Origin of the sequence: Nocardia sp. CNY236, assembly GCF_000482385.1 — a bacterium.
Taxonomy (GTDB): domain Bacteria; phylum Actinomycetota; class Actinomycetes; order Mycobacteriales; family Mycobacteriaceae; genus Nocardia.
The window spans coordinates 209133-233174 of sequence record NZ_AXVD01000002.1 but is presented as its reverse complement, the minus strand read 5'-3'; the positions used below and the strand labels follow the sequence as shown (position 1 = coordinate 233174).

General features: G+C 65.4%; 25 protein-coding genes. 16 read left to right on the top strand and 9 right to left on the bottom strand.

Translation table 11 applies throughout. The features are described 5' to 3' along the window. Positions 1 to 37: 37 nt before the first annotated feature. The 4 genes from K940_RS0102950 (at position 38) to K940_RS0102935 (ending at position 3295) form a co-directional block, all read left to right on the top strand. Positions 38 to 973: an OB-fold domain-containing protein gene (locus K940_RS0102950; RefSeq protein ID WP_028476294.1), complete on the top strand. Its 936-nt coding sequence runs from the start codon at positions 38 to 40 to the stop codon at positions 971 to 973. Further along, positions 970 to 1389, top strand: coding sequence for a MaoC family dehydratase (locus tag K940_RS0102945; RefSeq protein WP_028476293.1), 420 nt, complete (start codon positions 970 to 972; stop codon positions 1387 to 1389). Before K940_RS0102950 ends, K940_RS0102945 begins: the two co-directional genes overlap by 4 nt. Next, the gene (locus K940_RS0102940) at positions 1382 to 2560 is read left to right on the top strand and encodes a lipid-transfer protein (protein WP_028476292.1); all 1179 of its coding nucleotides are present in this window, start codon (positions 1382 to 1384) and stop codon (positions 2558 to 2560) included. The genes K940_RS0102945 and K940_RS0102940 overlap by 8 nt, the downstream gene beginning before the upstream one ends. A gap of 66 nt (positions 2561 to 2626) precedes the next feature. Then, positions 2627 to 3295 carry an MBL fold metallo-hydrolase gene (locus K940_RS0102935; protein WP_036527381.1) on the top strand — a complete coding sequence of 223 codons (669 nt, stop codon included), beginning with the start codon at positions 2627 to 2629 and terminating at the stop codon, positions 3293 to 3295. A gap of 129 nt (positions 3296 to 3424) precedes the next feature. On the opposite strand, the gene K940_RS26725 is transcribed toward K940_RS0102935, so the two are convergent. Further along, positions 3425 to 4012 carry a TetR/AcrR family transcriptional regulator gene (locus K940_RS26725; protein WP_036527310.1) on the bottom strand — a complete coding sequence of 196 codons (588 nt, stop codon included), beginning with the start codon at positions 4010 to 4012 and terminating at the stop codon, positions 3425 to 3427. Between the two features lie 61 nt (positions 4013 to 4073). Here K940_RS26725 and zapE point away from each other — a divergent pair, with 61 nt between their 5' ends. From zapE to K940_RS0102900, 6 genes are all read left to right on the top strand, one after another. Beyond that, complete coding sequence (zapE, locus tag K940_RS0102925; protein ID WP_028476290.1) at positions 4074 to 5111, top strand: cell division protein ZapE; 1038 nt, start codon at positions 4074 to 4076, stop codon at positions 5109 to 5111. Positions 5112 to 5245: 134 nt separating this feature from the next. Next, the gene (locus tag K940_RS26720; RefSeq protein WP_231390220.1) at positions 5246 to 6259 is read left to right on the top strand and encodes a DUF4129 domain-containing protein; all 1014 of its coding nucleotides are present in this window, start codon (positions 5246 to 5248) and stop codon (positions 6257 to 6259) included. Beyond that, complete coding sequence (locus K940_RS0102915) at positions 6256 to 6753, top strand: hypothetical protein (protein WP_028476289.1); 498 nt, start codon at positions 6256 to 6258, stop codon at positions 6751 to 6753. The genes K940_RS26720 and K940_RS0102915 overlap by 4 nt, the downstream gene beginning before the upstream one ends. Before the next feature lie 29 nt (positions 6754 to 6782). After that, positions 6783 to 7745, top strand: a complete 963-nt coding sequence (locus K940_RS0102910) for a MoxR family ATPase (protein ID WP_028476288.1) — start codon at positions 6783 to 6785, stop codon at positions 7743 to 7745. Continuing rightward, positions 7742 to 9016 carry a DUF58 domain-containing protein gene (locus tag K940_RS0102905; RefSeq protein WP_028476287.1) on the top strand — a complete coding sequence of 425 codons (1275 nt, stop codon included), beginning with the start codon at positions 7742 to 7744 and terminating at the stop codon, positions 9014 to 9016. The genes K940_RS0102910 and K940_RS0102905 overlap by 4 nt, the downstream gene beginning before the upstream one ends. Beyond that, positions 9013 to 9447, top strand: coding sequence for a hypothetical protein (locus tag K940_RS0102900; protein WP_028476286.1), 435 nt, complete (start codon positions 9013 to 9015; stop codon positions 9445 to 9447). Before K940_RS0102905 ends, K940_RS0102900 begins: the two co-directional genes overlap by 4 nt. Positions 9448 to 9502: 55 nt before the next feature. Here K940_RS0102900 and K940_RS0102895 read toward each other — a convergent pair whose 3' ends face one another. Further along, positions 9503 to 10369 (bottom strand): MaoC/PaaZ C-terminal domain-containing protein, encoded by an 867-nt coding sequence (locus K940_RS0102895; protein WP_028476285.1) that lies wholly within the window; start codon positions 10367 to 10369, stop codon positions 9503 to 9505. Between the two features lie 125 nt (positions 10370 to 10494). Further along, on the bottom strand, positions 10495 to 12204 hold the full coding sequence (gene kstD, locus K940_RS0102890; RefSeq protein WP_028476284.1) for a 3-oxosteroid 1-dehydrogenase: 1710 nt from the start codon (positions 12202 to 12204) through the stop codon (positions 10495 to 10497). Between the two features lie 105 nt (positions 12205 to 12309). Here kstD and K940_RS0102885 point away from each other — a divergent pair, with 105 nt between their 5' ends. Genes K940_RS0102885 through dmpG form a run of 4 tightly spaced genes read left to right on the top strand, consistent with a single transcriptional unit; the run spans position 12310 to position 16704 of the window. After that, complete coding sequence (locus K940_RS0102885) at positions 12310 to 13947, top strand: FAD-binding protein (protein WP_036527377.1); 1638 nt, start codon at positions 12310 to 12312, stop codon at positions 13945 to 13947. Position 13948: 1 nt separating this feature from the next. Next, the gene (locus K940_RS0102880; protein WP_028476282.1) at positions 13949 to 14734 is read left to right on the top strand and encodes a 2-keto-4-pentenoate hydratase; all 786 of its coding nucleotides are present in this window, start codon (positions 13949 to 13951) and stop codon (positions 14732 to 14734) included. A gap of 10 nt (positions 14735 to 14744) precedes the next feature. Beyond that, a complete protein-coding gene (locus K940_RS0102875; RefSeq protein WP_028476281.1) occupies positions 14745 to 15656 on the top strand; it encodes an acetaldehyde dehydrogenase (acetylating) in 912 nt (303 codons plus the stop codon). A gap of 10 nt (positions 15657 to 15666) precedes the next feature. After that, positions 15667 to 16704: a 4-hydroxy-2-oxovalerate aldolase gene (gene dmpG / locus K940_RS0102870; protein WP_028476280.1), complete on the top strand. Its 1038-nt coding sequence runs from the start codon at positions 15667 to 15669 to the stop codon at positions 16702 to 16704. An 86-nt stretch (positions 16705 to 16790) separates the two neighbouring features. On the opposite strand, the gene hsaB is transcribed toward dmpG, so the two are convergent. Genes hsaB through hsaA form a run of 4 tightly spaced genes read right to left on the bottom strand, consistent with a single transcriptional unit; the run spans position 16791 to position 20430 of the window. Continuing rightward, entirely contained in the window at positions 16791 to 17477 is a 687-nt protein-coding gene (hsaB, locus tag K940_RS0102865) for a 3-hydroxy-9,10-secoandrosta-1,3,5(10)-triene-9,17-dione monooxygenase reductase subunit (protein ID WP_231390219.1), read from the bottom strand. After that, complete coding sequence (gene hsaC, locus K940_RS0102860) at positions 17474 to 18379, bottom strand: iron-dependent extradiol dioxygenase HsaC (protein WP_028476278.1); 906 nt, start codon at positions 18377 to 18379, stop codon at positions 17474 to 17476. Before hsaC ends, hsaB begins: the two co-directional genes overlap by 4 nt. Continuing rightward, a complete protein-coding gene (hsaD, locus tag K940_RS0102855; RefSeq protein WP_028476277.1) occupies positions 18379 to 19257 on the bottom strand; it encodes a 4,5:9,10-diseco-3-hydroxy-5,9,17-trioxoandrosta-1(10),2-diene-4-oate hydrolase in 879 nt (292 codons plus the stop codon). Before hsaD ends, hsaC begins: the two co-directional genes overlap by 1 nt. 9 nt (positions 19258 to 19266) lie before the next feature. Beyond that, the gene (hsaA, locus tag K940_RS0102850; RefSeq protein ID WP_036527308.1) at positions 19267 to 20430 is read right to left on the bottom strand and encodes a 3-hydroxy-9,10-secoandrosta-1,3,5(10)-triene-9,17-dione monooxygenase oxygenase subunit; all 1164 of its coding nucleotides are present in this window, start codon (positions 20428 to 20430) and stop codon (positions 19267 to 19269) included. A gap of 197 nt (positions 20431 to 20627) precedes the next feature. On the opposite strand from hsaA, the gene K940_RS0102845 reads away from it, so the two are divergent. Both K940_RS0102845 and K940_RS0102840 read left to right on the top strand, forming a co-directional pair. After that, positions 20628 to 21827: a Rieske 2Fe-2S domain-containing protein gene (locus K940_RS0102845; protein ID WP_028476275.1), complete on the top strand. Its 1200-nt coding sequence runs from the start codon at positions 20628 to 20630 to the stop codon at positions 21825 to 21827. Next, positions 21827 to 22159: a hypothetical protein gene (locus K940_RS0102840; RefSeq protein WP_028476274.1), complete on the top strand. Its 333-nt coding sequence runs from the start codon at positions 21827 to 21829 to the stop codon at positions 22157 to 22159. The genes K940_RS0102845 and K940_RS0102840 overlap by 1 nt, the downstream gene beginning before the upstream one ends. A 19-nt stretch (positions 22160 to 22178) precedes the next feature. Here K940_RS0102840 and K940_RS0102835 read toward each other — a convergent pair whose 3' ends face one another. Together K940_RS0102835 and K940_RS0102830 are read right to left on the bottom strand one after the other, a co-directional pair. Continuing rightward, positions 22179 to 22589: a cupin domain-containing protein gene (locus K940_RS0102835; protein WP_028476273.1), complete on the bottom strand. Its 411-nt coding sequence runs from the start codon at positions 22587 to 22589 to the stop codon at positions 22179 to 22181. Between the two features lie 52 nt (positions 22590 to 22641). Continuing rightward, a complete protein-coding gene (locus tag K940_RS0102830; protein ID WP_028476272.1) occupies positions 22642 to 23394 on the bottom strand; it encodes a DUF427 domain-containing protein in 753 nt (250 codons plus the stop codon). Between the last annotated feature and the right edge of the window lie 648 nt (positions 23395 to 24042).

Genomic DNA, 24042 nt, shown 5'->3' with positions numbered 1-24042 from the left:
CCCGCGAGTGCCCCGACAACGAACCAAGGAGTCCCGCGTGCCGGATACCACTACTCCGGAAGAAATCATCGCCGCGGTCGAGGCCATCCAGGCGGCGGGCGAATCGACGCGCCGCATGGGGCGTGATCCGGTGAACCAGCCGATGATCAACAACTGGGTCGAGGCGTTGGGCGACACCAACCCCATCTACATCGACGAGGCGGCCGCGCGCGCTGCCGGGCATCCTGGCGTGGTCGCACCGCCGGCCATGGCCCAGGTGTGGACCATGTTCGGGCTCAGGGGTTCTCGGCCGGACGACGACCCGATGGGCGCGGCCATGACGCTGTTCGACGCCGCGGGCTATACCTCCGTGGTGGGCACCGATTGCCGGCAGACCTATCATCGTTACCTCGAAGTCGGCGAGCAGGTTTCGGCCACCAGTGTGTTGTCGGAAGTCAGCGGGCCGAAGCGGACGGCATTGGGGGAGGGCTGGTTCGTCACTTTCCTGACCACGTGGCGGGTCGGCGACGAGGTGGTCGCCGAGATGCTGTTTCGACTGCTGAAGTTTGCGCCAGGCACTGTCGCACCGAAGTCGGCGCCGCCGGAGCGAGTCAAGCCGTTGCCCTCTCGGGACACCGAGTTCTTCTGGGAGGGAACCACAGTCGGCGAACTGCGTATTCAACGGCTGCCGGATGGGTCGCTGCGCCACCCGCCCATTCCGGCGATCTGGCAGGACACGTCGATGTCGACCGACTATGTCGTCGCCTCCGGGCGCGGCACCGTTTTCAGTTACGTCGTGCACCATGCGCCGAAGGTGCCCGGGCGGCAGGTGCCGTTCGTGGTCGCGCTGGTCGAATTGGAGGAAGGTGTGCGCATGTTAGGGGAGTTACGAGGGATCGACCCAGCCCAAGTGCGGGTCGGTCTACCGGTCGAGGTGGGTTTCGAACGACTCGACGACGAGTCGAGGCTGCCGTTCTGGCAGGTGGTCGTGTGACCGTCAGCAGTGAACCGCCGGCCGTGCGTGTCGGCACCGTTCTGCCCGAACTGGTGATCGAGGCCGACCCGACGTTCGTGATCAGCTCGGCGCTGGCCACCCGGGATTTTCAGGACGTGCACCACGACCGGGACAAGGCCGTTGCCCGTGGCTCCAAGGACATTTTCGTCAATATCCTCACCGACACCGGCTTGGTACAGCGTTTCGTCACCGATTGGGCCGGTCCCCGGGCGGTCATGAAGTCGGTTGCCGTGCGGCTGGGCGTACCGCTGTACGCCGGTGACACGCTGCGGCTGACCGGTATGGTCACCGCGTTGGACGGCGACGACATTCACATCGACGTGGTCGGCAAGGACAGTCTCGGCGATCACATCAAAGCCTCGGTCGTCATCACAGTGCGGAGGGTTCATGACTGAGCGCAGCTTGTCCGGCCGGGCGGCCATTGTCGGCATCGGCGCTACCGACTTCTCCAAGGATTCTGGTCGCAGTGAATTGCGACTGGCGGCCGAGGCGGTCACTGCGGCGCTGGCGGATGCCGGCCTCACGCCCGAGGATGTCGATGGGCTGACCACCTTCACCCAGGACTCCAATACGGAGGCCGCCGTGGCCCGGGCGGTCGGGATTCCGCAGCTGACGTTCTTCAGTCAAATCGGCTTCGGCGGGGGCGCAGCCTGTGCCACCGTCCAGCAGGCCGCTATGGCGGTGGCTACCGGCACAGCCGATGTGGTCGTGGCGTATCGCGCGTTCAACGAGCGTTCGGTATCACGGTTCGGACAGTTCTCCACGGCGTTGGCCGCGGCGCCTACGTCGTCGGGCATCGACGCGGGCTGGTCGTACCCACAGGGGCTGGGAACCCCCGCCGCGCAAGTGGCGATGGTCGCCCGGCGCTACATGCACGTCTACGGTGCCACGAGCGAGGATTTCGGCCGCGTTGCAGTTGCCGATCGCAAACATGCGGCGGTGAACCCTGCGGCGTTCTTCTACGGCAAACCGATCACATTGGCCGATCATCAGAATTCTCGTTGGATCGCCGAGCCGCTGCATCTGCTGGACTGCTGTCAGGAGTCCGACGGCGGGGTCGCGATCGTGGTCACCAGCGTGGAACGTGCGCGAGATCTGCCGCAGCCTCCGGCGGTGATCGCTGCTGCTGCACAGGGTTCCGGCGCAGATCAGTACGTGATGACCAGCTACTATCGCGACGCGCTGACGGGTTTGCCGGAGATGGGGCTGGTCGGTGACCAGCTGTGGGCGCACAGTGGGCTACGCCCCGAGGACATGCAGGCGGCGATCCTCTATGACCACTTCACGCCATTCGTTCTCATGCAACTGGAGGAACTCGGTTTCTGCGGCCGCGGTGAGGCGAAGGACTTCATCGTCGACGGTGCCATCGAGATCGGAGGCCGGCTTCCGCTGAACACTCACGGCGGGCAACTCGGCGAGGCCTATATCCATGGCATGAACGGGATCGCCGAAGCTGTTCGCCAGATCCGCGGCACGTCGGTCAACCCGGTGGACGATGTGGAGAACATCGTGGTCACCGCGGGCACCGGTGTCCCTACCTCGGGTCTGGTCCTGTCCGCGGCGTGAGTGCCTCCGACGTCCCGTGAGATGCGCTCGCCGGCCGGTCGCGGTCGCTACGATCGAGGTGTGATCATGATCGAAACACCCTATACGGGTCATGTCTCGCCGGGGTCGAATCCGCAGCGGCGTGAGGTGCCGGGCGCTCGCATCCTCAAGATGTCGGTTGGGGGCGCCGACAACAACGTCTATCTGGTACAGGATGCCATGACCGGCGCAGCGCTGCTCATCGACGCGGCCAACGAAGCGGACCGTATTGTCGCGCTGATCGAACAGGAAGCGCCGGGGCAAGTGCAACTCGCGGTCACCACCCATCAGCACATCGACCACTGGTGGGCATTGCCCCAAGTGGCCGAACTCGGAATCTCCACGGCCGCACACGAACTCGATGCCGGTCCCCTGCCGGTGCCGCCGGATCGGCTCCTCGCCGACGGTGATGCCCTCCGGATCGGGGACTTGGAGTTCTCGGTGATTCACCTGCGCGGCCACACGCCGGGCTCGGTCACGCTCGCATTCACCGATGGTGTAGGCCGTACACATCTGTTCACCGGCGACAGTTTGTTTCCCGGGGGCCCTGGGCGGACAACGAATCCTGAAGACTTCGACTCGCTGTTTACAGACCTGACCAGCAAAATCTTCGACCAATACGATGATGACACCGCTGTCTACCCCGGCCACGGCGATGACACCACGCTCGGCGCTGAGCGTCCTCACCTAGGCGAGTGGCGTGAACGTGGCTGGTGATGGGTCCGCCGCGGTTGCACCCCGTACTCGCGGTTGTCCGAGTGGCGTGCTCGAGGGTGGTGGCCCATGGGTGTGGCTCCCGGACCGCGCCGGTGGCATACGGTGACGATAGACGTTCGCGTGGCGGGCTCACCGGGCTGTCAGATACACCGACAACACGTTCGTGATTTGATCGACGCTGGCGGCGCTACCCGGCGCCAGCTGGGAGCGGTTTCCCGTGAATCGATCGAAGACCACACCTTCCAACACCGCCACGAAGTCGGCGGCGGCGGTGTGCGGATCGCTCGAGATGGTGTGCAACAGTTCTCGCGCGCGCTCGATCGAGAACAAGCTCTGTGCGAGCTGGGCACGGAGCTCGGGTTCGGTGTGCAGTTCGGTGAGCAGCGCTTGGCGCGCGATCAGGTGGTTGCCGCGTTCGGTCAGCATCCGATCGACCCACTCAGCGATGTGTCGCGCGATCGAATCGGAATCGAATGCTGCCCGCGCGGCAGGTGGCTCGATCCGGGCTGCGGCGAAGTCTGCGCGTGAGCGCTCGACGATGCGGCCGGTGACCCCTGCGAGCAGTGCCCGCCTGCTGTTGAAGTAGTAGGAGGATGAACCCGTGGGTAGGTCGAGGGCGGTGTCCAGTGCGCGGTGAGTGAGCGCGCGGATGCCGCGCGTCGCGATGATATCGATGGCCGCCTCGGCGAGCCGAGTGCGCCGGTCGTCTGTGGACATGATCACCTTTCGAGACGTTTATCTCCTGATCCTCTACAAATGTAGAGGATCAGGAGGTGTCATGGAAATCGATGTCATCGAGTGGGATTCCGATCAGATGCAGGCGGTTGCCCGGATGCGAGGGTTGCTCGATCGGCGCGGTCGGCCGAGGCGCCGTCGGCGCGGTCTCTATCTGTACGGCAGACCGGGCCGCGGCAAGACCATGCTGCTGGACCACTTCTTCACCGCGGTGAACTCGGAACGCAAGCAGCGCTATCACTTTCACAACTTTTTCGTCGAATTACACGCCACAGCACGAGCATTCGGTTCCCTAGGGGCTGCGGTGAACGGACTGTTGCCGGACGTCCGGCTGGTGTGTTTCGATGAATTCCACGTGCACGATATCGGTGACGCGATGCTGATCGCACGGCTACTGGACATCTTGTTCGCCCGCCGGGTGCTGGTGGTGGTGACCTCCAACTATCCGCCGCAGGAGCTACTGCCCAACCCGCTGTTCCACCACAAGTTCGTGCCGACCATCGAGCGGATCCTTGCCCACATGGATGTCGTGCCGGTCGACGGCCCGGTCGACTATCGCGCTCGTATCGCGGGCGGCGGATTCCATACCGGATTCGCAGACGGGTGCTACGTCGTGGAGCCGGGCTGCGGTGGACCACACCGGGCCGCGGTAACCCCAGCTGCGTCCGCTGGCTGCGCCGAACAGTCCGTTGCCCCGCGGTGGGCGAGCGAACCGGCGGTGGAGATACCGATAGGTGGGCGAACCGTGCGGGCGATTGCTGCCGACAGCGCTACGCTGACGATCGACTTCGCCGATGTGTGCGCGGTGCGTACGTCGGCAGCGGATTATGTGCAACTCGCGCGACAGTTTCCACGGTGGGAACTGCGCGGTGTTCCGCCGCTGGGCGCGGCGCCGCCGGACCAGGTGATGCGTTTGGTGAACCTCATCGATGTCCTCTACGACGCCGGCTGCGAGCTCACCATGATCGCGTCGGTAGCGCTGGGTGATCTCGTCCGCGGCGTTCGGGGCGTACCGGATCTCGAGCGTATGACGAGCCGACTGGGTCAACTGCCTCGCTCTGAGCCCGAGGCAGCGGAGTAGTCGTTCGGCGTGCGGCTCGGCATAGCGGAGCTTGCGCCGGCAAGGGCTCGATGTACTCGATTTCGTCCCGAGCGCACCGCACGACATGCAACCATGTGCGCAAACACGCTGTACTCGGATTTGGTGGTAACTCAGTGGCCTGGGCACGCGCGCCGATACTGCGCGTGATCGTGCTGATCACGCTGGTAGTTTGTGCCGTCCTGGCGCTGCGCGGATACATCCCGGGAACCGGCGACACTCGGCCGGCCGAGCACACCCCCTCCGTACTGTCGGTCGCGCTGATGCCGGTCTTGCTAGCGGTTTCGATCGTGATCCTGGTGGCTGGGGTGCTCGCTGGTCAGCACCGGTTGCCGCTGGCCCTGCCGCAGCCGCAGCGGGACGAAGAGCGCCGATCGTGGCGGATCGAGCGGTTGGGTCCGGCGGTGCTCGGAGTGCTCGCGGTGCTGGCTCTGCTGCTCGCTGCCGGGTTCGCGATCTATTCGATCGCTCCGACCCGCTCGGACGCGCCCGAGTCGCCGGCGGCGCCCGTGACGAGCACCGACGCACCTACCCAGCACGACACTGCGGCGCCGGCCGAGCCCGGGGGCACCGCGGCACCGGAGCCGTCCGGTTTCGCCCAATTGCTGACCGGTATCGCGGCCGCCGGTCTGCTGGCGGTCGCGGTCACCGGCTCGGTGGTGGTTGCGGTGGCGTCTCGGCGACGGTCGCCGCCTCCAGCACCGACTCCGCCTCCTGGTGAAGCTACCGCAGCGCACTCGCTGGTGCGTGCCGCCGAGATGGGTCTCGCTGCGATGACCGCACCCGGCCAAGACCCCCGCAGCGCGATCATCGCCTGCTACCTCGCCATGGAGCAGGGCTTGGCATCTGCGCGCTCCGCGGCCCCGCTGGTCTCGGACACACCCACGGAGGTACTCGCCCGAGCCTTCGATCGAGGTGCGTTGCGCGACGCGTCCGCACGAGAACTGGTAGCGCTGTTCGAGGAGGCCAGATTCAGCCCGCACGCCATGCTGGAGTGGCAGCGTATGCGAGCCGAACAACTGCTGCGCGTGGTGCTCGCCGACCTCGAGGAGGAGGCGCCGACGAGTGCTCGAGACCACGAGCAGCACCCGCACCGGACCGGCGAGCGTGCGAGAAAGGAGCGGGCATGACTCGAATAGCCGCCGTGATGGCCTGCCTGATCGTTGTCGCGGTTGTCGAGTTGGTGGCGGTGCATCGTGCGCGGGACCTGCTGTCGGTCTTCGTCGCGATCCCGGTCGCGATAGCGCTGGGCTGGCTGATCTGGTCGTTGTCGGCTCGTCGCGACCCCCGCGACGACTCCGATGTCGACGGTATGGCGAATGGGCCGGCGCAGATGCTGGCCAGCTGGGAGGCCAGGACCCAGATCCTCGCCGATCGGGCCGACGGTACCCGAGCGGAGTGGGACCGTTACCTGCGTCCCTTGCTGGCCCGTGAGTTCGAACTGGCCAGTGGCCAGCGCGGAGCGAAGAACCGGCGAGCGGCGGAAGCGGCGGGCATCCACCAGTTCGGACCTGAGCTGTGGCCATGGGTGGATCCGGCCGATTCGGCATGGCGTGACGAGACCAGCCCGGCGCCGGGACGAGCGGCGTTGGAGGAGATCCTGTGTCGCTTGCAGAGAATGTGACGTGAGATGAGGCAGGTGCGAATACGCCGATGACCATGCCGATGGAAGCGACCGTCCGACGCAGTGAGGCCGTGCTCCGGGAATTGTCCAGGGTCGTGGTCGGTAAGCGCGACGAGTTGCAGTTGATTCTGATCGCAGTGCTGTCCGGCGGTCACGTACTGATCGAAGACCTGCCCGGCCTCGGCAAGACGCTCATCGCGCGATCGTTCGCTGCCACGCTCGGGCTGCGCTTCACCCGAGCACAATTCACCCCGGACCTGCTACCCGCCGATCTGCTCGGGTCGACGATCTACGATATGTCCTCCGGTCGGTTCACCTTCCGACGTGGTCCGGTGTTCACCAACATGCTCCTGGCCGACGAGGTGAACCGCACTCCGCCGAAAACCCAGGCCGCGCTCTTGGAGGCGATGGCCGAAGGCCAGGTCAGCATAGACGGCGAGACCTATCCGCTGCCGCAACCGTTCATCGTGCTGGCCACCGACAACCCGATCGAATACGAGGGCACCTACCCGCTACCGGAAGCCCAGCTCGACCGGTTCGCCATCCAGCTGCGCTTGGGATACCTGTCCGAACACGACGAGACGCAGATGATCCGGCGCCGACTGGAACGTGGTGGCGCGCCTGCGCAGGTCGGCCAGGTCGTGGATGCGCAGGGTCTGCTGGAGATGCGCCAATCGGTCGAATACGTGACCGTGCATCCCGACGTGGTCGGATATGTCGTCGCATTGGCCGCGGCGACCAGAGGACATCCGCAGGTCGAAGTCGGGGCGAGCCCACGCGCCGAACTCGACCTCGTGCAGATGTCCCGCGCGCGGGCATTGCTGCACGGTCGCGACTTCGTGATCCCCGAAGACGTGAAAGCGCTGGCCATCCCGGCTATTGCGCACCGAATCACGCTGCGGCCGGAGATGTGGGTGCGCCGCATCCGCGGCGAGGATGTGATCGCGGAACTGCTGCGCCGCCTTCCGGTTCCGCGTGCCAGCGTGTCATGAAGCATCGTGACGTCGGCTCCACGGTCGACGCCGAACTGCACTGGCGGCCGGCGCCACTGGCCTTCTTGCTCGCCGGGTGCGCTGCGGCGGCTCTGGTGCTGGCCGTGCTGCTCGGCAAAGGGCAGCTGGTGGTCTTCGCCGCGCCGCTGCTCGGTGTGCTCGTCACGGCGCCCTGGCAGCAGACGTCCACCCGGGTCCAGCTCGACGGCGGTGGCACGGTGCGGTGTTTCGAATCCGAGGAAGTGGTGCTGGCGGTGGCCGCATACGTCGAACACGGCCACGCGCTGTTACGGTTGAAACCCGAGTGTCCCGCGGGCCTCGAGCTTCGGATCGCCGCGGCCAACGAATCCGGGCACGCGCCGGCCGGGTTGCACCTTGCGCTCACGGCGCGCCGATGGGGGCGATACCCCGTGTCGGTGCGGGTGTCGGCCCTGAGTCCGGCAGGGCTCGCGATCGCCACGGTTGTGCTGCCGGCAGGTCAACTGTTCGTCTACCCGATCACCGACCCGCAGCCGATGCGTGTGCCGCACACCGATCTTCCCGAGCGACTGGGTACCCACCTGACCCGCCGGCACGGCCCCGGAGTCGAGTACGCCGATATCCGCGCCTATGCGCCCGGCGACCAGCTGCGCTCGGTGAACTGGGCGGTCAGTGCGCGGCGTGGGCGACTCTACGTCACCGAACGGTTGACCAACCGCTCCGCCGACGTCGTTGTGCTGGTCGACACTTCGCAGCAGGCCCCGGGGCCGGCTACCGACTCGCTCGAGCTGTCGGTACGCGGTGCAGCGCAGGTCGTGCAGTCGACGCTGCAGGCCGGTGACCGGACCGCGGTGGTGTGCCTGGGCCGAGCGCCGCGCTGGCTGCGGCCGGACATCGGCCGGCGGCAGTTCTACCGCATCATCGATACCGTGCTCGGGGTCGGCGACGAGCACGTTCCCACGACCGGAACCCTGGCGCCGCACGCGGCGGTGCCGCCGGGCGCGATCGTGGTGGCATTCTCCACGCTGTTGGATACCCAGTTCGCACTCGCCCTGATCGACCTGCGCAAGCGCGGCCATACGGTGGTTGCGGTAGATGTGCTACGCGGTGCGCCCTTCCGGGAGGATCTCGATTCGGTTCTGGCCCGGATGTGGCAGCTCGAGCGCGCAGCGATGTACCGGGACATGGGCGCGGTCGGCGTCGACATCGTGGCCTGGCCGCAGGGCGCTCGCTTGGACCAGGTCTTGCGCATGCTTCCAGAGCATCGTCGAAGTCGGCGGGTGCGCCGGTGATTCGTTTCCTCGCTGTGGTCTCCGGCCTTCTGCTCGCGGCGGTGATCGCCCTGCTGCAGCCGTGGGCGGGTATACCTGCGGTGATCCTCGCCGCGGGCGGCTGGTGGTTTCGCTCGGTGGCGGTCGGTGCAGTGCTGCTTGCGCTCGGTGTGCTCGCGGCCGGCGAAGCCGGTGTGCTCGCTTCTGCGGCAACGGGATTGGCGGCCACCACGTACATGCTGAACGCGACGTCGGTGACCGCGCCGCGCGGGGTGGTACCCACTACTCTGGCGTCGCTGATCGCCGCGGTCGGCTTCACGGCTGCCGCTGCCGCTGCCGCACTGGTGCCGCTGCGCCCGGCGTGGGCGCCGTTGGCGGCTCCAGTGGTGATCGTCGTGTTGTATGCGCTGGTGATCGAGGGCTTGGCGGCGCGGCGGCTGCGTGGGGACTGACCCCGGGCTGGTGATCGCTCACGGTGGGTGCGGGGTCGCCTCGGGCGGTGGCGCGTCAGGCGGGCCGAAATCGCAGGGTGACGTCGCCGAGAACCGGCGCCTCGTCGCGCTCGACGACGGTCGCGGCGATGGTGAGCTCATCGGTGCCTCGCCAGATTCGGGTGTGGATCGTTTCTCCTGGGTAGAGCACCCCCGCGAAGCGGGCGCGGAAGCCGGTGACGCGGCTGGTGTCGGCGCCGAGCACGGTGTCGGTCACGGCCTTGCAAACGAGGCCGTAGGTGCACAGTCCGTGCAGGATCGGGGCGGGAAACCCTGCTGACCGAGCGAATTCCGGGTCCGAGTGCAACGGGTTGCGGTCGCCGCACATCCGATAGAGCAATGCCTGCTGTGGCAGCGTCGGCGTGGTGATGTCGAAATCCGGTTCCCGGTCGGGCAGTTCGGTCTTGGCGCTGGGTCCCCGGTCGCCACCGAAACCGCCCTCGCCCTTGGCGAACACCGAGGATCGCGCCGTCCACAGCGGGCGTCCGTCGGTGTCGGTCGCGGTGTGCTGCTGAACCACGACCGCTGCCGAGCCCTTGTCCCAGAGCTCCACGATCCGACCGGTGCTGGTTGCTTTGCCTGCCGCGGGGATCGGCTGGTGCAGCTCGACTTCCTGATGGCCGTGCACCACTTTGGCCAGATCGATGTCGACGCCGGGGAAACTCACCGTCGGCGCCTCGGTGATGTGCAGTGTCGGCGCTACCGTGGCGAATGTCGGCAGCACCTTCGGTTTCCGATCATCGAGGTAGGTCAACTCGGCCGGGTCCTGCGAGCGTGCACCCGCACCCAGACCGAGGTGGTAGAGCTGCACATCCGATGCGGTCCACGCGAACTCCTGGCTCGGTAGTTCCGCGCCGAGCGCGATCTTCGGGTCGATGGGCATCGGTACTCCTTGTGCGTGCTATCGGAGGGACGTGGTGGCGCCGGGGTAGCGCTTGGGGACATGTCCGTCCGGTGGCCTCAGTCTTGCCCACTCGGCGTGCCGGCGCTGGCGCAATGCGGGTCGAATCACGCTCCGGGCGCTGCGGCGGCGGATTGTCGTTGCTTGCGTTCGGCGATGTCCAATACCGCGAGGTATCCGAAGGTGATCGCCGGACCGATGGTGGCGCCAGGTCCGGCATAGGTATGGCCCATTACCGGGGCGCTCACGTTGCCCGAGGCATAGAGACCGTCGATGGCGGTGTCGTCCTCGCGTAGCACTCGGCCGGACGTATCGGTCACCAGACCGCCCTTGGTGCCGAGGTCACCGGGAACGACCTCGGCTGCGTAGAACGGTCCCTGCTGTAGTGCTGCCAGGCACGGGTTGGGTTTGACCGTGGGGTCACCGTAGTACCGGTCGTAGGCGCTGTCGCCGCGGTGGAAGTCCTCGTCCACTCCGGTGGCGGCGAAGCCGTTGAACCGCTCGACCGTAGCGGCCAGATTCTGTTCTGGCACGCTGATTTTCGAGGCGAGCTCGTCGAGTGTCGGTGCCTGCACGATACGGCCGTTCTCCATCCATCGTGACGGGAATCGCTGGCCGGGCTGGAGCCCGGCGAACAGGTAGCGATTGCGGTAGCGCTGGTCGAACACCAGCCAGGCAGGCAAGTTCTCCCCGGCACCGTCTCCTTGGCCGTGCTCGCCGCCGTACATGGTGTGCACCGCCTCGACATAGGGGGCGGACTCGTTGCCGAACCGCTTGCCATCGGCGTTGACGATGATGCAACCGGGCTGATTGCGTTCGGCCAGGCAGAACCATGTCTTGCTTCCGGCGAAGATGGTCGGCCCCCACCAGGCATCGGCCATGATGTCCACGGCTGCGCCGAGGTCGAGACCGGCGCGGATGCCGTCGCCGGTATTGGCTGCCGCGCCCGCGGTCCATTCGGTGGTGATGGGCTCGCGCTGGTAGGTGTGCCGCATCTCGGCATTGTGCTCGAAGCCGCCGCATGCCAGCACCACGCCGTGGCGGGCGGTGAAGCGGACGGGTTCGCCTCGGTGTTGCGCCTCGACGCCGGTGACTCGATCGTTCTCGATGATCAGCCGGGTCAGGGGAGTCTCCAACAGTAGGGGCACCTGCGCGTCCATCAGACCTTTGCGCAGCGCGGCCATCAGCGCTTGCCCCAGGCCCAGCAGATGTTTGCGAGTCAGTCGGGCCCAGGTGGTGCGTGCGCCGACCCGCATCGCGCGCACCATGCCGCGAGGGTGTCGCCGGATGAGATTGAGCTGTTTGAAGTCGGCTTGGGTGACCACGACATTCAACGGGGCCTTGCCGTATCCAGGTTCCAGATTGAAACGCTCGGAACCGAGGACCTTCGCGTCGAATGGCTTCGGTTCGCAGGAGCGCCCAGTTGCGCGGCCCCCGGGGGACTCGGGGTAATAGTCCGAATAGCCTGGTACCCAGCGCATTTTCAGTGGCGTGTGGTCGAGGACGAAGTCGAGGGCCTCGGCTCCGCGATCGATGAAGGTGTCGATCCGTTCCTTCGGTACGACGTCGCCGATGATGGCATGCAGGTAGGTTCGCGCGTCCTCACGATCGTCGGGGCGGCCGGATGCGCGCAGCGCCTTGTTGCCCGGGATCCACACTCCTCCGCCGGAGCGTGCGGTCGACCCGCCGTAGCGGGCGGCCTTTTCGATGACCACCACGCTGAGCCCATGGTAGGCCGCGGTGAGGGCGGCGGTCATGCCGGCGGCGCCGCTGCCGACCACCACCACGTCGTATTCCCGATCCGTCATGTAGAACACGTTATAGAATGAACGCGCTGTTGGTCTATGTTGTCTGGCAGATCACTTGCTCGTGATCTCGTTTGTCGAGGAAACTTGTTTCAATTCAGGACCGGAGTGCAGGATATGGACCTCGAATGGGACCTCGCCGCCGATGTGGTTGTGGTCGGTTTCGGCGCGGCCGGTGCGGCAGCGGCGTTGGAGGCGGCCGCGACCGGCGCGCAGGTGCTCGTGCTGGAGCGCTTCGCCGGCGGCGGCGCGTCGGCTTTGTCCGGTGGCATCGTCTACGCCGGTGGTGGCACCTCGGTGCAACGGGCGGCCGGTGTCGAAGACACCCCGGAGGCGATGTATGCCTATCTCGAACGTGAGGTCGGCGACGTGGTCAGCCCGCAGACGCTGCGCCGGTTCGTCGCGGAGAGCCCGGCCCTCATCGAGTGGTTGAAGCAACACGGCGTGCCGTTCGACGCCGCATTGTGCCCATACAAAACGTCCTATCCGAACGACGACTACTACCTGTATTTCTCCGGCAGCGAGATCTCCGGCGCATTCGGTGACATTCCGGCTGCGCAACGCGGGCATCGCGTCAAAGGCAAAGGTACCTCCGGTAAGCGCCTCACCGCGCCGCTCGCTGCGGCGGCATCTCGGCAGGGGGTGCGCGTGGAAACTCGCACGCGAGTAACCGAATTGATCACCGATGGCGCCGGCGCAGTGGTCGGCGTCGAATGCCACACACTGCGCGAGGCTCCCCGTTGGGTACGGTGGCGCTACACCCGCATGGCGCAGATCGCGGCCAAGCCGGGTATCTACTACCCCCCGTTGCGTTGGATGCTGGACCGGCAGATGCGGCGGTTGGAGCGTGTATACGGCAGGACCATCCGGGTCCAGGCCCGGCGCGGTGTCGTCGTCAGCGCCGGTGGGTTCATCGCCAATCGTGAGATGATGCGCGAGCACGCGCCCGCCTATCGCGGTGGACTCCAGCTCGGCACCATTGCCGACGATGGCCGCGGCATCCTGATGGCTCAGCAGGCCGGTGCGGCCGTCGACCGCATGGATGCCATCTCCGCGTGGCGATTCATCTTGCCGCCCAGCGCCTTCACCGGCGCGATCCTGGTGGATGCGGACGGTCGTCGAGTCATCGACGAGACCCGCTACGGGGCAGCGATAGGCCGCGCATTGGTCGCCGAGCACGGCGCCAAGGGGTGGTTGTTGGTCGATGACGTGCTGATGCGTCGCGCGATCGGACAGATCGCCGGCGAGGCCACCTGGTTTCAGCGCATGCAGTTCGAAACCATGCGTCGCACCGCGATTCGCGGCGCGACGGTGGAGGTCGCCGCCGCGAAAGCGGGCATCGACCCTGCCGGATTGCGTGCCACTGTCGAAGCGCACAACGCCGCAATCGACGCCGGCGCCCCCGATCCGGTCGGCAAGCCCGCGGAATTCACCGTATCCGCCCGGACCGGCCCATTCTGGTTGTTGGATGTGGGTATCAAACCGAGCCTGACCAACCCGTGCCCCATGCTCACTCTCGGCGGCGTTGTCGTGAACGAGCGCACCGGAGCGGTCGAGTCGACGCAGGGTGTCGATATCCCCGGCCTCTATGCGGCTGGGCGCACCGCGATCGGCATCTGCTCGAACTCCTATGTCAGTGGGCTGGCGTTGGCCGACTGTGTTTTCTCCGGCCGACGAGCGGGCCGGTCGGCGAGCGAGCAGCGCTCGTCGGTCGAGCGAAGAGATCGCGATCGAGCAAGTGCGGAAGGAAATTAGTGTGCTGTCCGACACGGCGCGAGCCGAATTGGCCGACGAACTCGAACGTGCCGAGCGCGAACGGGTGCCGATCGATCCTTTGATCGCCGGGCATCCCGACATCGATGTGGTCGACGCCTACGAGATCCAGTTGATCAATATTCGCCGCAAGCTCGATCGAGGTGCTCGGGTGGTCGGCCACAAGGTGGGCCTGTCCTCGAAGGCCATGCAGCAGATGATGGGCGTGGACGAACCCGATTACGGGCACCTGCTCGCGGATATGCAGGTCTACGAGGATGTTCCGGTCGAAGCCGACGGCTATCTGTTTCCCCGGGTCGAGGTGGAGGTCGGGTTCGTGCTCGGCGCCGATCTTCCTGGTGCGCACTGTACCGAACAGGACGTGCTGGCTGCCACAGTGGCCCTTGCGCCAGCGATCGAACTGATCGACTCGCGAATCAAAGACTGGAATATCGGACTGGCCGACACCATTTCCGACAACGCCTCATCAGCTGGCTTCGTGCTCGGTGTTCAGCGCGTCGCGCCGGCGGACATCGATGTCACCGCAATCGACGCGGTGCTCACGCGCAACGGTGCGGTTGTCGCGCAGGGGCGCAGTGACGCGGTGCTCGGCGATCCGGTGATCGCGGTCGCTTGGTTGGCGCGCAAAGTCGCGGATTTCGGTGTCCGGCTCAAAGCCGGCGACATCGTTCTGCCCGGATCGTGCACCCGCGCCATCGATGCGCGTCCGGGCGATGCGTTCCATGCCGAGTTCGCCGGACTCGGTTCTGTCCGTCTGCAATTCACCTAGGGAGGATGCCGTGTCCGCGAATGGGACCGTCACCGCCGCGATCGTCGGGTCCGGAAATATCAGTACCGATCTGCTCTACAAGTTGCTGCGCTCGACGAAGATCGAACCACGCTGGATGATCGGGATCGACCCGGACAGCGAAGGTCTGAAGCGCGCTCGCGGGCTGGGTCTTCAGACCTCGCACGAGGGTGTGGACTGGTTGCTCGAGCAGTCCGAGCTACCGGACCTGCTCTTCGAGGCGACCTCGGCGTATGTGCACCGCGCGGCGGCGGCCCGCTATGCCGAGGCGAACATCCGGGCGGTGGACCTCACTCCCGCCGCCATCGGGCCGGCGGTGGTGCCTCCGGTCAACCTCGGGGCTCATCTGGACGCACCGAATGTCAATATGATCACCTGTGGTGGGCAGGCGACGATCCCGATCGTCGCCGCGGTATCACGGGTGGTCCCGGTGCCGTACGCGGAGATCGTCGCATCGGTGTCCTCGGTCTCGGCCGGCCCCGGTACGCGCGCCAATATCGATGAATTCACCAAGACCACCAGCCGGGGTGTGGAGACCATCGGCGGAGCGCAGCGCGGTAAGGCGATCATCATCCTCAACCCTGCCGAACCACCCATGATCATGCGCGACACCATCTTCTGCGCCATTCCCGACGACGCCGACACCGCCGCGATCGCCGACTCCATTCATGCAATGGTCGGCGATATCCAGCAATACGTGCCCGGATACCGCCTGCTCAACGAACCGCAATTCGACAGCCCTTCGGTCGTGTCCGGCGGGATGGCGAAAGTATCGGTGTTCGTGGAGGTCGAGGGAGCGGGAGATTTCCTGCCGCCGTACGCGGGCAACCTCGACATCATGACCGCAGCCGCCACTCGAGTAGGCGAGGTCGTCGCCGAACAGATCGTCTCGGCCCAGGTGTAAGGAGCGTTTCATGGTCTACTCAGCAGAACTCGATATCCGTATCACCGATACGTCGTTGCGGGACGGGTCGCACCACAAGCGTCATCAGTTCACCGCCACCGAGGTTCGTGACATCGTCGCCGCGCTCGACGGCGCCGGCGTGCCGGTGATCGAGGTGACTCATGGCGACGGACTCGGCGGCTCGTCGTTCAACTATGGATTCTCCAAGACTCCGGAGCAACAGTTGGTCGGCATCGCCGCCGAGACGGCTCGAGATGCGAAGATCGCCGTGTTGATGCTGCCCGGCGTCGGCGTGAAGGAAGACATCAGAATTTCCCGGGACAACGGCGCGTCGATCTGTCGCATCGCCACGCACTGCACCGAGGCCGACGTGTCGATCCAGCATTTCGGGCTTGCCCGTGAACTCGGCTTGGAGACGGTCGGATTCCTGATGATGTCGCACACCGAGCCACCCGAGGTGTTGGCGAAGCAGGCTCGCATCATGGCCGACGCGGGTTGCCACTGTGTCTATATCGTGGATTCCGCCGGTGCTCTGGTGCTCGAACAGGTTTCCGACCGGGTCGCGGCATTGGTCGCCGAACTCGGTGACGACGCTCAGGTCGGGTTCCATGGCCACGAGAATCTCGACTTGGCCGTCGCCAACTCCGTCTACGCCATTCGTGCCGGCGCCACCCAAATCGACGGCAGTGCGCGGCGTTTCGGAGCCGGCGCCGGTAACACTCCGGTCGAAGCATTGGTCGGCGTCTGCGACAAGCTGGGTGTCGAGACCGGTATCGACTTCTTCGCCATCGCCGATGCCGCGGAAGACGTTGTTCGGCCCGCGATGCCCCAGGAATGCCTGCTCGACCGCCAAGCACTCATGATGGGCTATGCGGGGGTGTATTCCAGCTTCCTCAAGCACGCCGAGCGTCAAGCCGAGCGTTACGGTGTGTCCGCGGCCGAAATGCTCGTTCGTGCGGGCAAGCGCAAGCTTGTGGGTGGACAGGAAGATCAGCTCATCGACATCGCTTTGGAAATTCAGCGGGAGCAGACGGTGGTCTCTGCCTGAGCAAGGGCGGTGGGCGGCATTCGGGCTGCCCACCCCGGACCGAGCCCCACAGTCCGAGCCTCCACAGCCCGATAACTGCCCGAAACCTACAACCAGGTATCCAAGGTCGTGGTGGTGAGGAAGTGTTCGAGGTCGGCGCGCCAGGGCGCCGGGGTGGTCTTGTCGGGTTCGATGGCAGTGTATTGGCCACGGTAGAACAACAATGGTCGGCCGGCGGCCGTTGTCTCGGACAAGGACTGGACCCGGCCGATCACGATGTAGTGATCGCCACCGTCGGCCACGCGATCGACTGTGCATTCGATGACGGCCAGGGCATCGTGCAGTGCCGGGAGGTCGAGGTCGGAGGTATACCAGGCGGCGTCGGCGAACTTGTCGGCTGTTCGAGAACCGAAGCGGGCGCACAGCTCACGCTGCTGCTCGGCCAAGACATTCGCACAGAAGCGGCCGGTCTTCTCGATCGCGGCCCAAGACCTCGACGCCTTGGTCGGGCAGAACAGCACCAACGGAGGATCCAACGACAGGGCGGCGAACGACTGGCAGGCGAAGCCGACCGGTTTCTGGTCACTGTCGAAGGTGGTGATCACCGTGATACCGGTACAGAACTGGCCGAGGACGGTGCGGAAATGCCGGGGATCGATCTCACCCCCGGCCTGCGGTGTGTCGGCTCCAGTTCTCGATGGTTCGGCATTCGACGGTTCGGCTCTCGACGGTTCGGCCCCGTCCCTGGTGGTGGATTCGTCCAAGGTCATCGCCTCGCCTGCCTTCTCGATCACTGCGGTCGCTGTCCGACGCTGAAATCGTGACCCCACAGACTCACTGCGGTGGATTCCCGGGCAATCCAGTCGCTGTCGTCCACTTCCAATCCCTCGCAGCCGAATTCGACATCGAACCCGCCGGGCGTCTTCATGTAGAACGATAGCATCTTGTCGTTGACATGCCGCCCGAGCGTCGCGGACATCGGAACCTGCTTGCGCAGTGCACGATCCAGACACAGCCCCACGTCGTCGGCCTGCTCCACTTCGAGCATGAGATGCACGATGCCGCTGGGTGTCGGCATCGGCAGAAATGCCAACGAGTGGTGGCGCGGGTTACAGCCGAAGAAGCGCAGCCAGGCGGGCTCGCCATCGGCCGGTCGCCCGACCAGCTGTGGTGGCAGCCGCATCGAGTCACGCAGTCGGAAGCCGAGCACATCTCGATAGAATTCCAGGGCGGCTTTGTCGTCTTTGGTGCTGAGTACCACGTGCCCGAGTCCTTGCCGCTCGGTGACGAACCTGTGCCCGTACGGGCTGACCACCCGGCGATGTTCCAAAGCGACACCGTGGAATACCTCGAGGGTGTTGCCGGAGGGATCGTCGAATCTGATCAACTCGTAGACGCGACGTTCGGCCAGTTCGGTAGCGGTGCCCTCCTTGTAGGGCACGCCCGCAGCGTCCAGTCGGCCGCGAATATCCTGTAAGTCTGCGGCATTCGCGGTCTCCCAGCCCGAGAGCTGGAGCCGGTCCTTTTCGCCGGGAACGATTACCAGCCGGGCGGGGAACTCGTCCAAGCGAAAATACAGCGCCTCGGGGTCGCTGCCCTTGCCCTCGACCACCCCGAGGACCTTCAGCCCATACTCCCTCCAGGCGGCCATGTCGGTCGCCTCGATGCGTAGATATCCCAGTGAGCGAATTCCCATCACTTCTCCTTGGTGCCGGCGAGGAAGTCGATGGCCAAGCGATTGAATTCGTGGAACTTCTCCAGCTGGGCCCAGTGCCCGCATGCCCCGAAGACGTGCAGCTGGGCACGGGGGATCATCTTCGTGGCCACGATCGCTCCGTCCAGTGGGTTCACCCGGTCCTCGCGCCCCCAGATCAACAGCACCGGTTGCCGGAGCTTGTAGGCCTCGCGCCAGAGCATGCCCTTCTCGAAGTCCGGACCGGCGAAGGATTTGCCCATGGCGCGGGTCGCGGCAAGCGACTCCGGGGCGCTGGCAGAGGCGAACCGCTCGTCGATCAGTTCTTCGGTGACCAGCGACTGGTCGAAGACCATGACACGCAGGAACGCCTCGAGATTGTCCCGAGTCGGCTGGTAGTTGAAGGCGGACAGCAGTTTCACCCCCTCGGTCGGGTCGGCGGAGAACACATTGGCGCTCAACCCGCCCGGGCCCATCAAGATCAGCTTTCCGGCTCGATCCGGGTAGTCCAGCGCGAACCGCACCGCGGCGCCGCCTCCGAGCGAATTGCCCAGCAGGTGCACTCGTGTGGTGATCTGCATGTGGTCGAGCAGATCCGCGAGGGCCGCGGCGCTATGGGTGAAATATTGCGGATGATCGGTCGGCTTGTCCGAAAGGCCGAATCCTGGCTGGTCCACGGCGAGCACATGGAAATGCTCGGCGAGCACTGGAATGTTGCGGGCGAAGTTCGACCACGAAGACGCGCCGGGACCCCCACCGTGCAACAGTACGATCGTCGGTCCGGCGCCTTCACCCGCCTCGTGGTAGTGCAGGCGCAGGTCGGGGCGCACTTGCGCATAGCGGGAGGTCGATTCGGCGGTGAGTTCGACGGTTGCGGGCATGATGGACTCCTATACCATCCCGTCGGTGACCGGGAGCCCGAATTCGTGGGTGCCATACATGACGTAGGCACGCTCGGGATCGTTGGCCGCATGCACTCGGCCGGCGTGGGCGTCACGCCAGAATCGCTGTAGTGGAGTTCCGTTCGACAGCGCGGTGGCGCCCGAGCTTTCGAAGAGCTTGTCGATCGCCGCGATGCAGCGGCCGGTGGCACGCACCTGATCGCGCCGGGCGCGTACGCGAAGATCGAACGGAATCTCCTGTCCCTTTACCAGAAGTGCGTATTCGTCGGCGACATTGCCGGACAGTTGTCGCCACGCGGCATCGATGTCGCTGGCGGCTTCCGCGATACGTACTTTGGCAAAGGGGTCTTCTTTGGCCTTTTCGCCCGCGAATGCTGCGCGAACGCGTTTGCCCTGGTGTTCGACGTGTGCCTCGTATGCGCCATAGGCCATACCGACGATCGGCGCGGAGATCGTGGTGGGATGGATGGTGCCCCACGGCATTTTGTATACCGGGTCGGTATTGCGCGCCAAGCCAGGCGATTTCAACTCGCTCATGGCGCGGAAGCTCAGGAAGCGGTGCGCTGGTACGAACACGTCCTGGACCACGATCGTGTTGGAGCCGGTTCCGCGCAGCCCCACCACGTTCCATACGTCATCGATCCGGTAGTCCTCGCGCGGGAGCAGGAAGCTGCCGAAATCGACTGGCTTGCCGTCCTTGATCACCGGGCCGCCGAGTACCGTCCAGGTTGCATGGTCACAACCGGACGACCACGCCCACGCGCCTTTGACCAGGTATCCACCATCCACGACGGTGCCGGCACCCATCGGCGCATAGGACGAGGAGATACGTACCTCGCTGTCTTCGCCCCAAACGTCTTCCTGTGCTTGCTGCTCGAACAGAGCCAGGTGCCAGTTGTGTACCCCGACGATGCCCGCGACCCAGCCGGTGGAGCCACACGCGCTGGCGATCGTGCGTGCGGTGTCGTAGAACACCACCGGATCGGCGGCATGGCCACCCCACTGTTTGGGCTGGAGTAGCCGGAAGAAGCCGGTCTCCTGCAACGCCTTCATGGTTTCCTCGGGTATACGCCGGAGGTCTTCGGCCTCCTGTGCGTGCTCGCGCAACATCGGCAACAGCGCTTCGACCCGTTCGGTCACTTCTTGCGTCATCTCGGGACCTGCTCCTGCTTGGTCGATCGACAGAGGATACGTTTTCGTCTCTGAGATTAGAACAGGTTCCTATTTATGTCGAGAACCTCCGCCGCCCCCTCGTCGAAGGTGGGCCCATGCAGGAAGTGTGGTCGACCGCTGGCGTCGCGGGGATCAGTTTTGTAACGTGTTCTAGTGTAGAAGGAGGAGGAATCGCGATGGCAGTTACCCCACACGGGCGCGGTGCGAAGGTCCGAGATCTCGATGTCGGCACTGTGCCCAACCGGTATGCGCGGGGATGGCATTGCCTGGGTCTGGCCAAGACGTTCCGGGACGGTAAGCCGCATGCGGTCAATGCGTTCGGCGTCAAACTCGTCGTCTGGGCCGATCGTGCTGGTGAGCTGCAGGTACTCGACGCGTACTGCAGGCACATGGGCGGCGACCTGAGCATGGGCGAGATCAAGGGCGATGACATCGCCTGCCCATTCCACGATTGGCGTTGGTCGGGGACCAGCGGGAAGTGCACCGCGATTCCATACGCGCGTCGTGTGCCGCCGTTGGCCCGCACTCGGAGGTGGACGACGCTGGAACGTAACGGCCAGCTGTTCGTCTGGCACGATCACGAGGGCAGTGAGCCCCCGCCCGAGGTCACCATTCCATATATCAAGGGTCCTTATACCGATACCGACGGCGGCCCGGTGGAGGTCTGCGACAGCGGCTGGACCGAGTGGACGTGGAACTCGATCCTGATCGAAGGCGCCAATTGCCGTGAGATCATCGACAACGTGGTCGACATGGCCCATTTCTTCTACATCCACTATGCCTTCCCGACCTATTTCAAGAACGTCTTCGAGGGTCATATCGCCACCCAGTTCCTGGAGACCAAGGGCAGACCGGATATCGGTATGGCCTCCAAGTACGACGGCGACACGCTGTTGAAGTCCGAGGCCGCCTACTACGGGCCTTCCTACATGATCAACCCGTTGACCAACATCTACAGCGGTTACGAGGTCAACAGCGTCTTGATCAACTGCCACTACCCGGTCACCCAGGACTCCTTCGTCCTGCAATGGGGTATTACGCTGGAGAAGCCGCAGGGCGTCGAGGGCGATATGGCCGACCGGCTGGCCGAGAAGATGACCGACGGTATCAGTGTGGGGTTCCAACAGGACGTCGAGATCTGGAAGCACAAATCCAAGGTCGAGAACCCGCTGTTGTGCGAGGAGGACGGGCCTGTCTATCAGCTGAGGCGATGGTACGAGCAGTTCTACGTCGATCGGGCCGATGTCACCGAGAAGATGACCCAGCGCTTCGAGTTCGAGGTGGACACCACCAAAGCCAATGAGGCATGGGAGGCCGAGGTCGCCGAAAATCTCCGGCGCAGGCGCGCCGCGGAGGAAGCCGAGGCAGGTGTCTGATGAGCGCCAGCTGGGCGAAGGCACCCGATTTCGCCGATCAGCCCGCTCGGCGTGCCGAGGTGCGCGCGCAAACGGCGCTCGACCGGCAGCGGTATCTCGAGGATGGCCTCACCCCCTTGCGGTGTCAGGCATGCGGGAGCCAGGTGTTGGTGCGCAAGAGCAGCGCACGGCAGACGTCGGTTCAGTGGACCGGCGATCCGGCCGAGAGCTGCCCGCTGTTCGCCGAGCTGGGCTCGAGCGGTCAGGGGCCAGGCGGACCGCAGTCCTGTCCCCAGCTGAGTCGCACCATCGCCTGGGCCGTGAACGAGGGCGTGCTCCACATCCCCGAGTAGCCGCGAGGCAGTGCATCGGTCAGTCCAGCCGAAAGTCGGCGAAGTCGAATCCGGGCGCAACGATACAGCTGACCAGGACGTACTCGTCCCCCGCCGGCCGAGCCCACTGACTGGCCCCGCTGGGCACAACGGCTTGCGGCAACTGCTGGCGTTCCACGTCGGGGCCGAGAATCACCTCTTCGCCGCGGATGTTCAATGCCAGTGGTCCGCCGCGATGCCAGAGCCACACTTCGTCCGACCGCAGGGTGTGCGGGGCGGAGCGCTCGCCGGGCAGCAGGAGATAGTAGATCGCAGTCGCGCTCGCGCGCGAACCGCCGTACCCCGGTGGGGTGAAATCGACCGGACTGGTCCATGTCTGGCGATACCAGCCCCCTTCGGGATGGGGCGCCAAGTCGAGCGCGGCGGCGAGGGCCGGTCGGGTGTTCGTCATGACTCGACTATGCCCGATCTCGTTCCGTCGCGCCTCGACCGGCGCTCCCGGATCAGGCGAACGGCGAGCGTGGCCGTTCCTGGAGTTCGCCGTCCAGGTAGATGTCCACCTTCTCGCTGTAGAAACAGACCAGACCGGCGACTTTTTGGCTCTCGGGAAGCGGTGTGCGGTAACCCCAGACATAGTCCGGGTAGTCCGTGCCCTCGATCCGGACGCTCCAATACTCCGCGGTGCCCTTGTACGGGCAGCGGGTCCTGGTGTCCGACGAATGAAGCAGGTCCATCCGAACATCGGTCATCGGCAGGTAATACCGCGCGGGCAAGCCGGTTTCGAAGAGGATTCGCGGTGTGTGTGAATCCGCGACCGTGACGCCGTCGATTTCCACCCGTACATGCCGTGAGCTGGCCAGAATATCGACACGCGAGTACGGGTTGCGTGGGTGGACGTAGATCGGCTCGTCCTCTTCGAACCATTCGTCCATCGCGTCCCAGTCCAATCTGACCAGGTCGCGCAGTTCGAGCAGGGAAGAGTCGTGGTACCGCAGCGCTGCTTCGGTGGCCGTTGTGCCGTCGGCGACGACGTCGTAGCCGGTCGCGTCGCCGCGGCTGGTGGAGTGCCGAGTGCTGCCGTTCGGTTCGAGCTTGACCCGCACATCGGCGACCGGCAGATAGTAGGTCGGGTAGTACGGGTTCTCCCATACGAGTACTGGTCTGACCGTATCGGCCACCAGATGTCCGCCTAGATAAGCCCGCACCCGCTTCTGGCTGGTCTCGACTTTGACGTGGCCGCGCCTCGTTTCGGTCATATCCGCTGATTGTACCCTCGCGTGAGGTGGCGGACAGGTGTGCAGCGGTATGCGGGCGCGGGCAGCGATTCGATCACCTCGCGCCGTGTTCGAAATGTCACCTCGAAGGCGCCGGCGATGGTCGCTTCACCGCCACGTCACGAATTGACAAATCTCTAACGAGGCGTGCGCTGACGTGCCGATAGCATGGACGGTGGCCCGAGTGCTCGTTTCGGCGCACTGGGTCCGGCTCCTGGTCGCATCGTGGAACCCCAGCGGTTCTCGGCGACAGTGGAGGGAACTCGAGAGGAGGTGACTGCAGCTGCGCCCAGATCATTCGCGAGCCGGCAGGTGTGCCGGTTTCGTGAACCGCTCCTCGGATCGGGACGACCGGCCTACCCTGGCCACTGGCCGGAAGAACCGATGTCGAGGGGAAGGGAAACGCGCTGGATTTCCAGCGCGCCGCGCGGAACGGGACGAGGTGCTGACCCGTATCGGCTCCAGTGGTTCGAGTTCGTCGCCGCATTATGGACTCGTCGTGGAGAGTGGATGCGTTGTCGAGGGGATCAGGTCGCCCGCTCGGGTCGGGATCGTCGTCGAGATCCGGCCGTTCGTGACGCCGACAGGTGGACGGTGTGCGGACCGGAGCCCGGGCAGCAGACCTATCGT

Excerpts from the sequence above, each read along its gene's own strand:
- K940_RS0102940 (WP_028476292.1), top strand. The coding sequence starts at position 1,382 with ATGACTGAGCGCAGCTTGTCCGGCCGGGCGGCCATTGTCGGCATCGGC.
- K940_RS0102935 (WP_036527381.1), top strand. The coding sequence starts at position 2,627 with ATGATCGAAACACCCTATACGGGTCATGTCTCGCCGGGGTCGAATCCG.
- K940_RS26725 (WP_036527310.1), bottom strand. The coding sequence starts at position 4,012 with ATGTCCACAGACGACCGGCGCACTCGGCTCGCCGAGGCGGCCATCGAT.
- zapE (WP_028476290.1), top strand. The coding sequence starts at position 4,074 with ATGGAAATCGATGTCATCGAGTGGGATTCCGATCAGATGCAGGCGGTT.
- K940_RS0102915 (WP_028476289.1), top strand. The coding sequence starts at position 6,256 with ATGACTCGAATAGCCGCCGTGATGGCCTGCCTGATCGTTGTCGCGGTT.
- K940_RS0102910 (WP_028476288.1), top strand. The coding sequence starts at position 6,783 with ATGACCATGCCGATGGAAGCGACCGTCCGACGCAGTGAGGCCGTGCTC.
- K940_RS0102905 (WP_028476287.1), top strand. The coding sequence starts at position 7,742 with ATGAAGCATCGTGACGTCGGCTCCACGGTCGACGCCGAACTGCACTGG.
- K940_RS0102895 (WP_028476285.1), bottom strand. The coding sequence starts at position 10,369 with ATGCCCATCGACCCGAAGATCGCGCTCGGCGCGGAACTACCGAGCCAG.
- K940_RS0102885 (WP_036527377.1), top strand. The coding sequence starts at position 12,310 with ATGGACCTCGAATGGGACCTCGCCGCCGATGTGGTTGTGGTCGGTTTC.
- dmpG (WP_028476280.1), top strand. The coding sequence starts at position 15,667 with ATGGTCTACTCAGCAGAACTCGATATCCGTATCACCGATACGTCGTTG.
- hsaC (WP_028476278.1), bottom strand. The coding sequence starts at position 18,379 with ATGGGAATTCGCTCACTGGGATATCTACGCATCGAGGCGACCGACATG.
- hsaD (WP_028476277.1), bottom strand. The coding sequence starts at position 19,257 with ATGCCCGCAACCGTCGAACTCACCGCCGAATCGACCTCCCGCTATGCG.
- hsaA (WP_036527308.1), bottom strand. The coding sequence starts at position 20,430 with ATGACGCAAGAAGTGACCGAACGGGTCGAAGCGCTGTTGCCGATGTTG.
- K940_RS0102845 (WP_028476275.1), top strand. The coding sequence starts at position 20,628 with ATGGCAGTTACCCCACACGGGCGCGGTGCGAAGGTCCGAGATCTCGAT.
- K940_RS0102840 (WP_028476274.1), top strand. The coding sequence starts at position 21,827 with ATGAGCGCCAGCTGGGCGAAGGCACCCGATTTCGCCGATCAGCCCGCT.
- K940_RS0102835 (WP_028476273.1), bottom strand. The coding sequence starts at position 22,589 with ATGACGAACACCCGACCGGCCCTCGCCGCCGCGCTCGACTTGGCGCCC.
- K940_RS0102830 (WP_028476272.1), bottom strand. The coding sequence starts at position 23,394 with ATGACCGAAACGAGGCGCGGCCACGTCAAAGTCGAGACCAGCCAGAAG.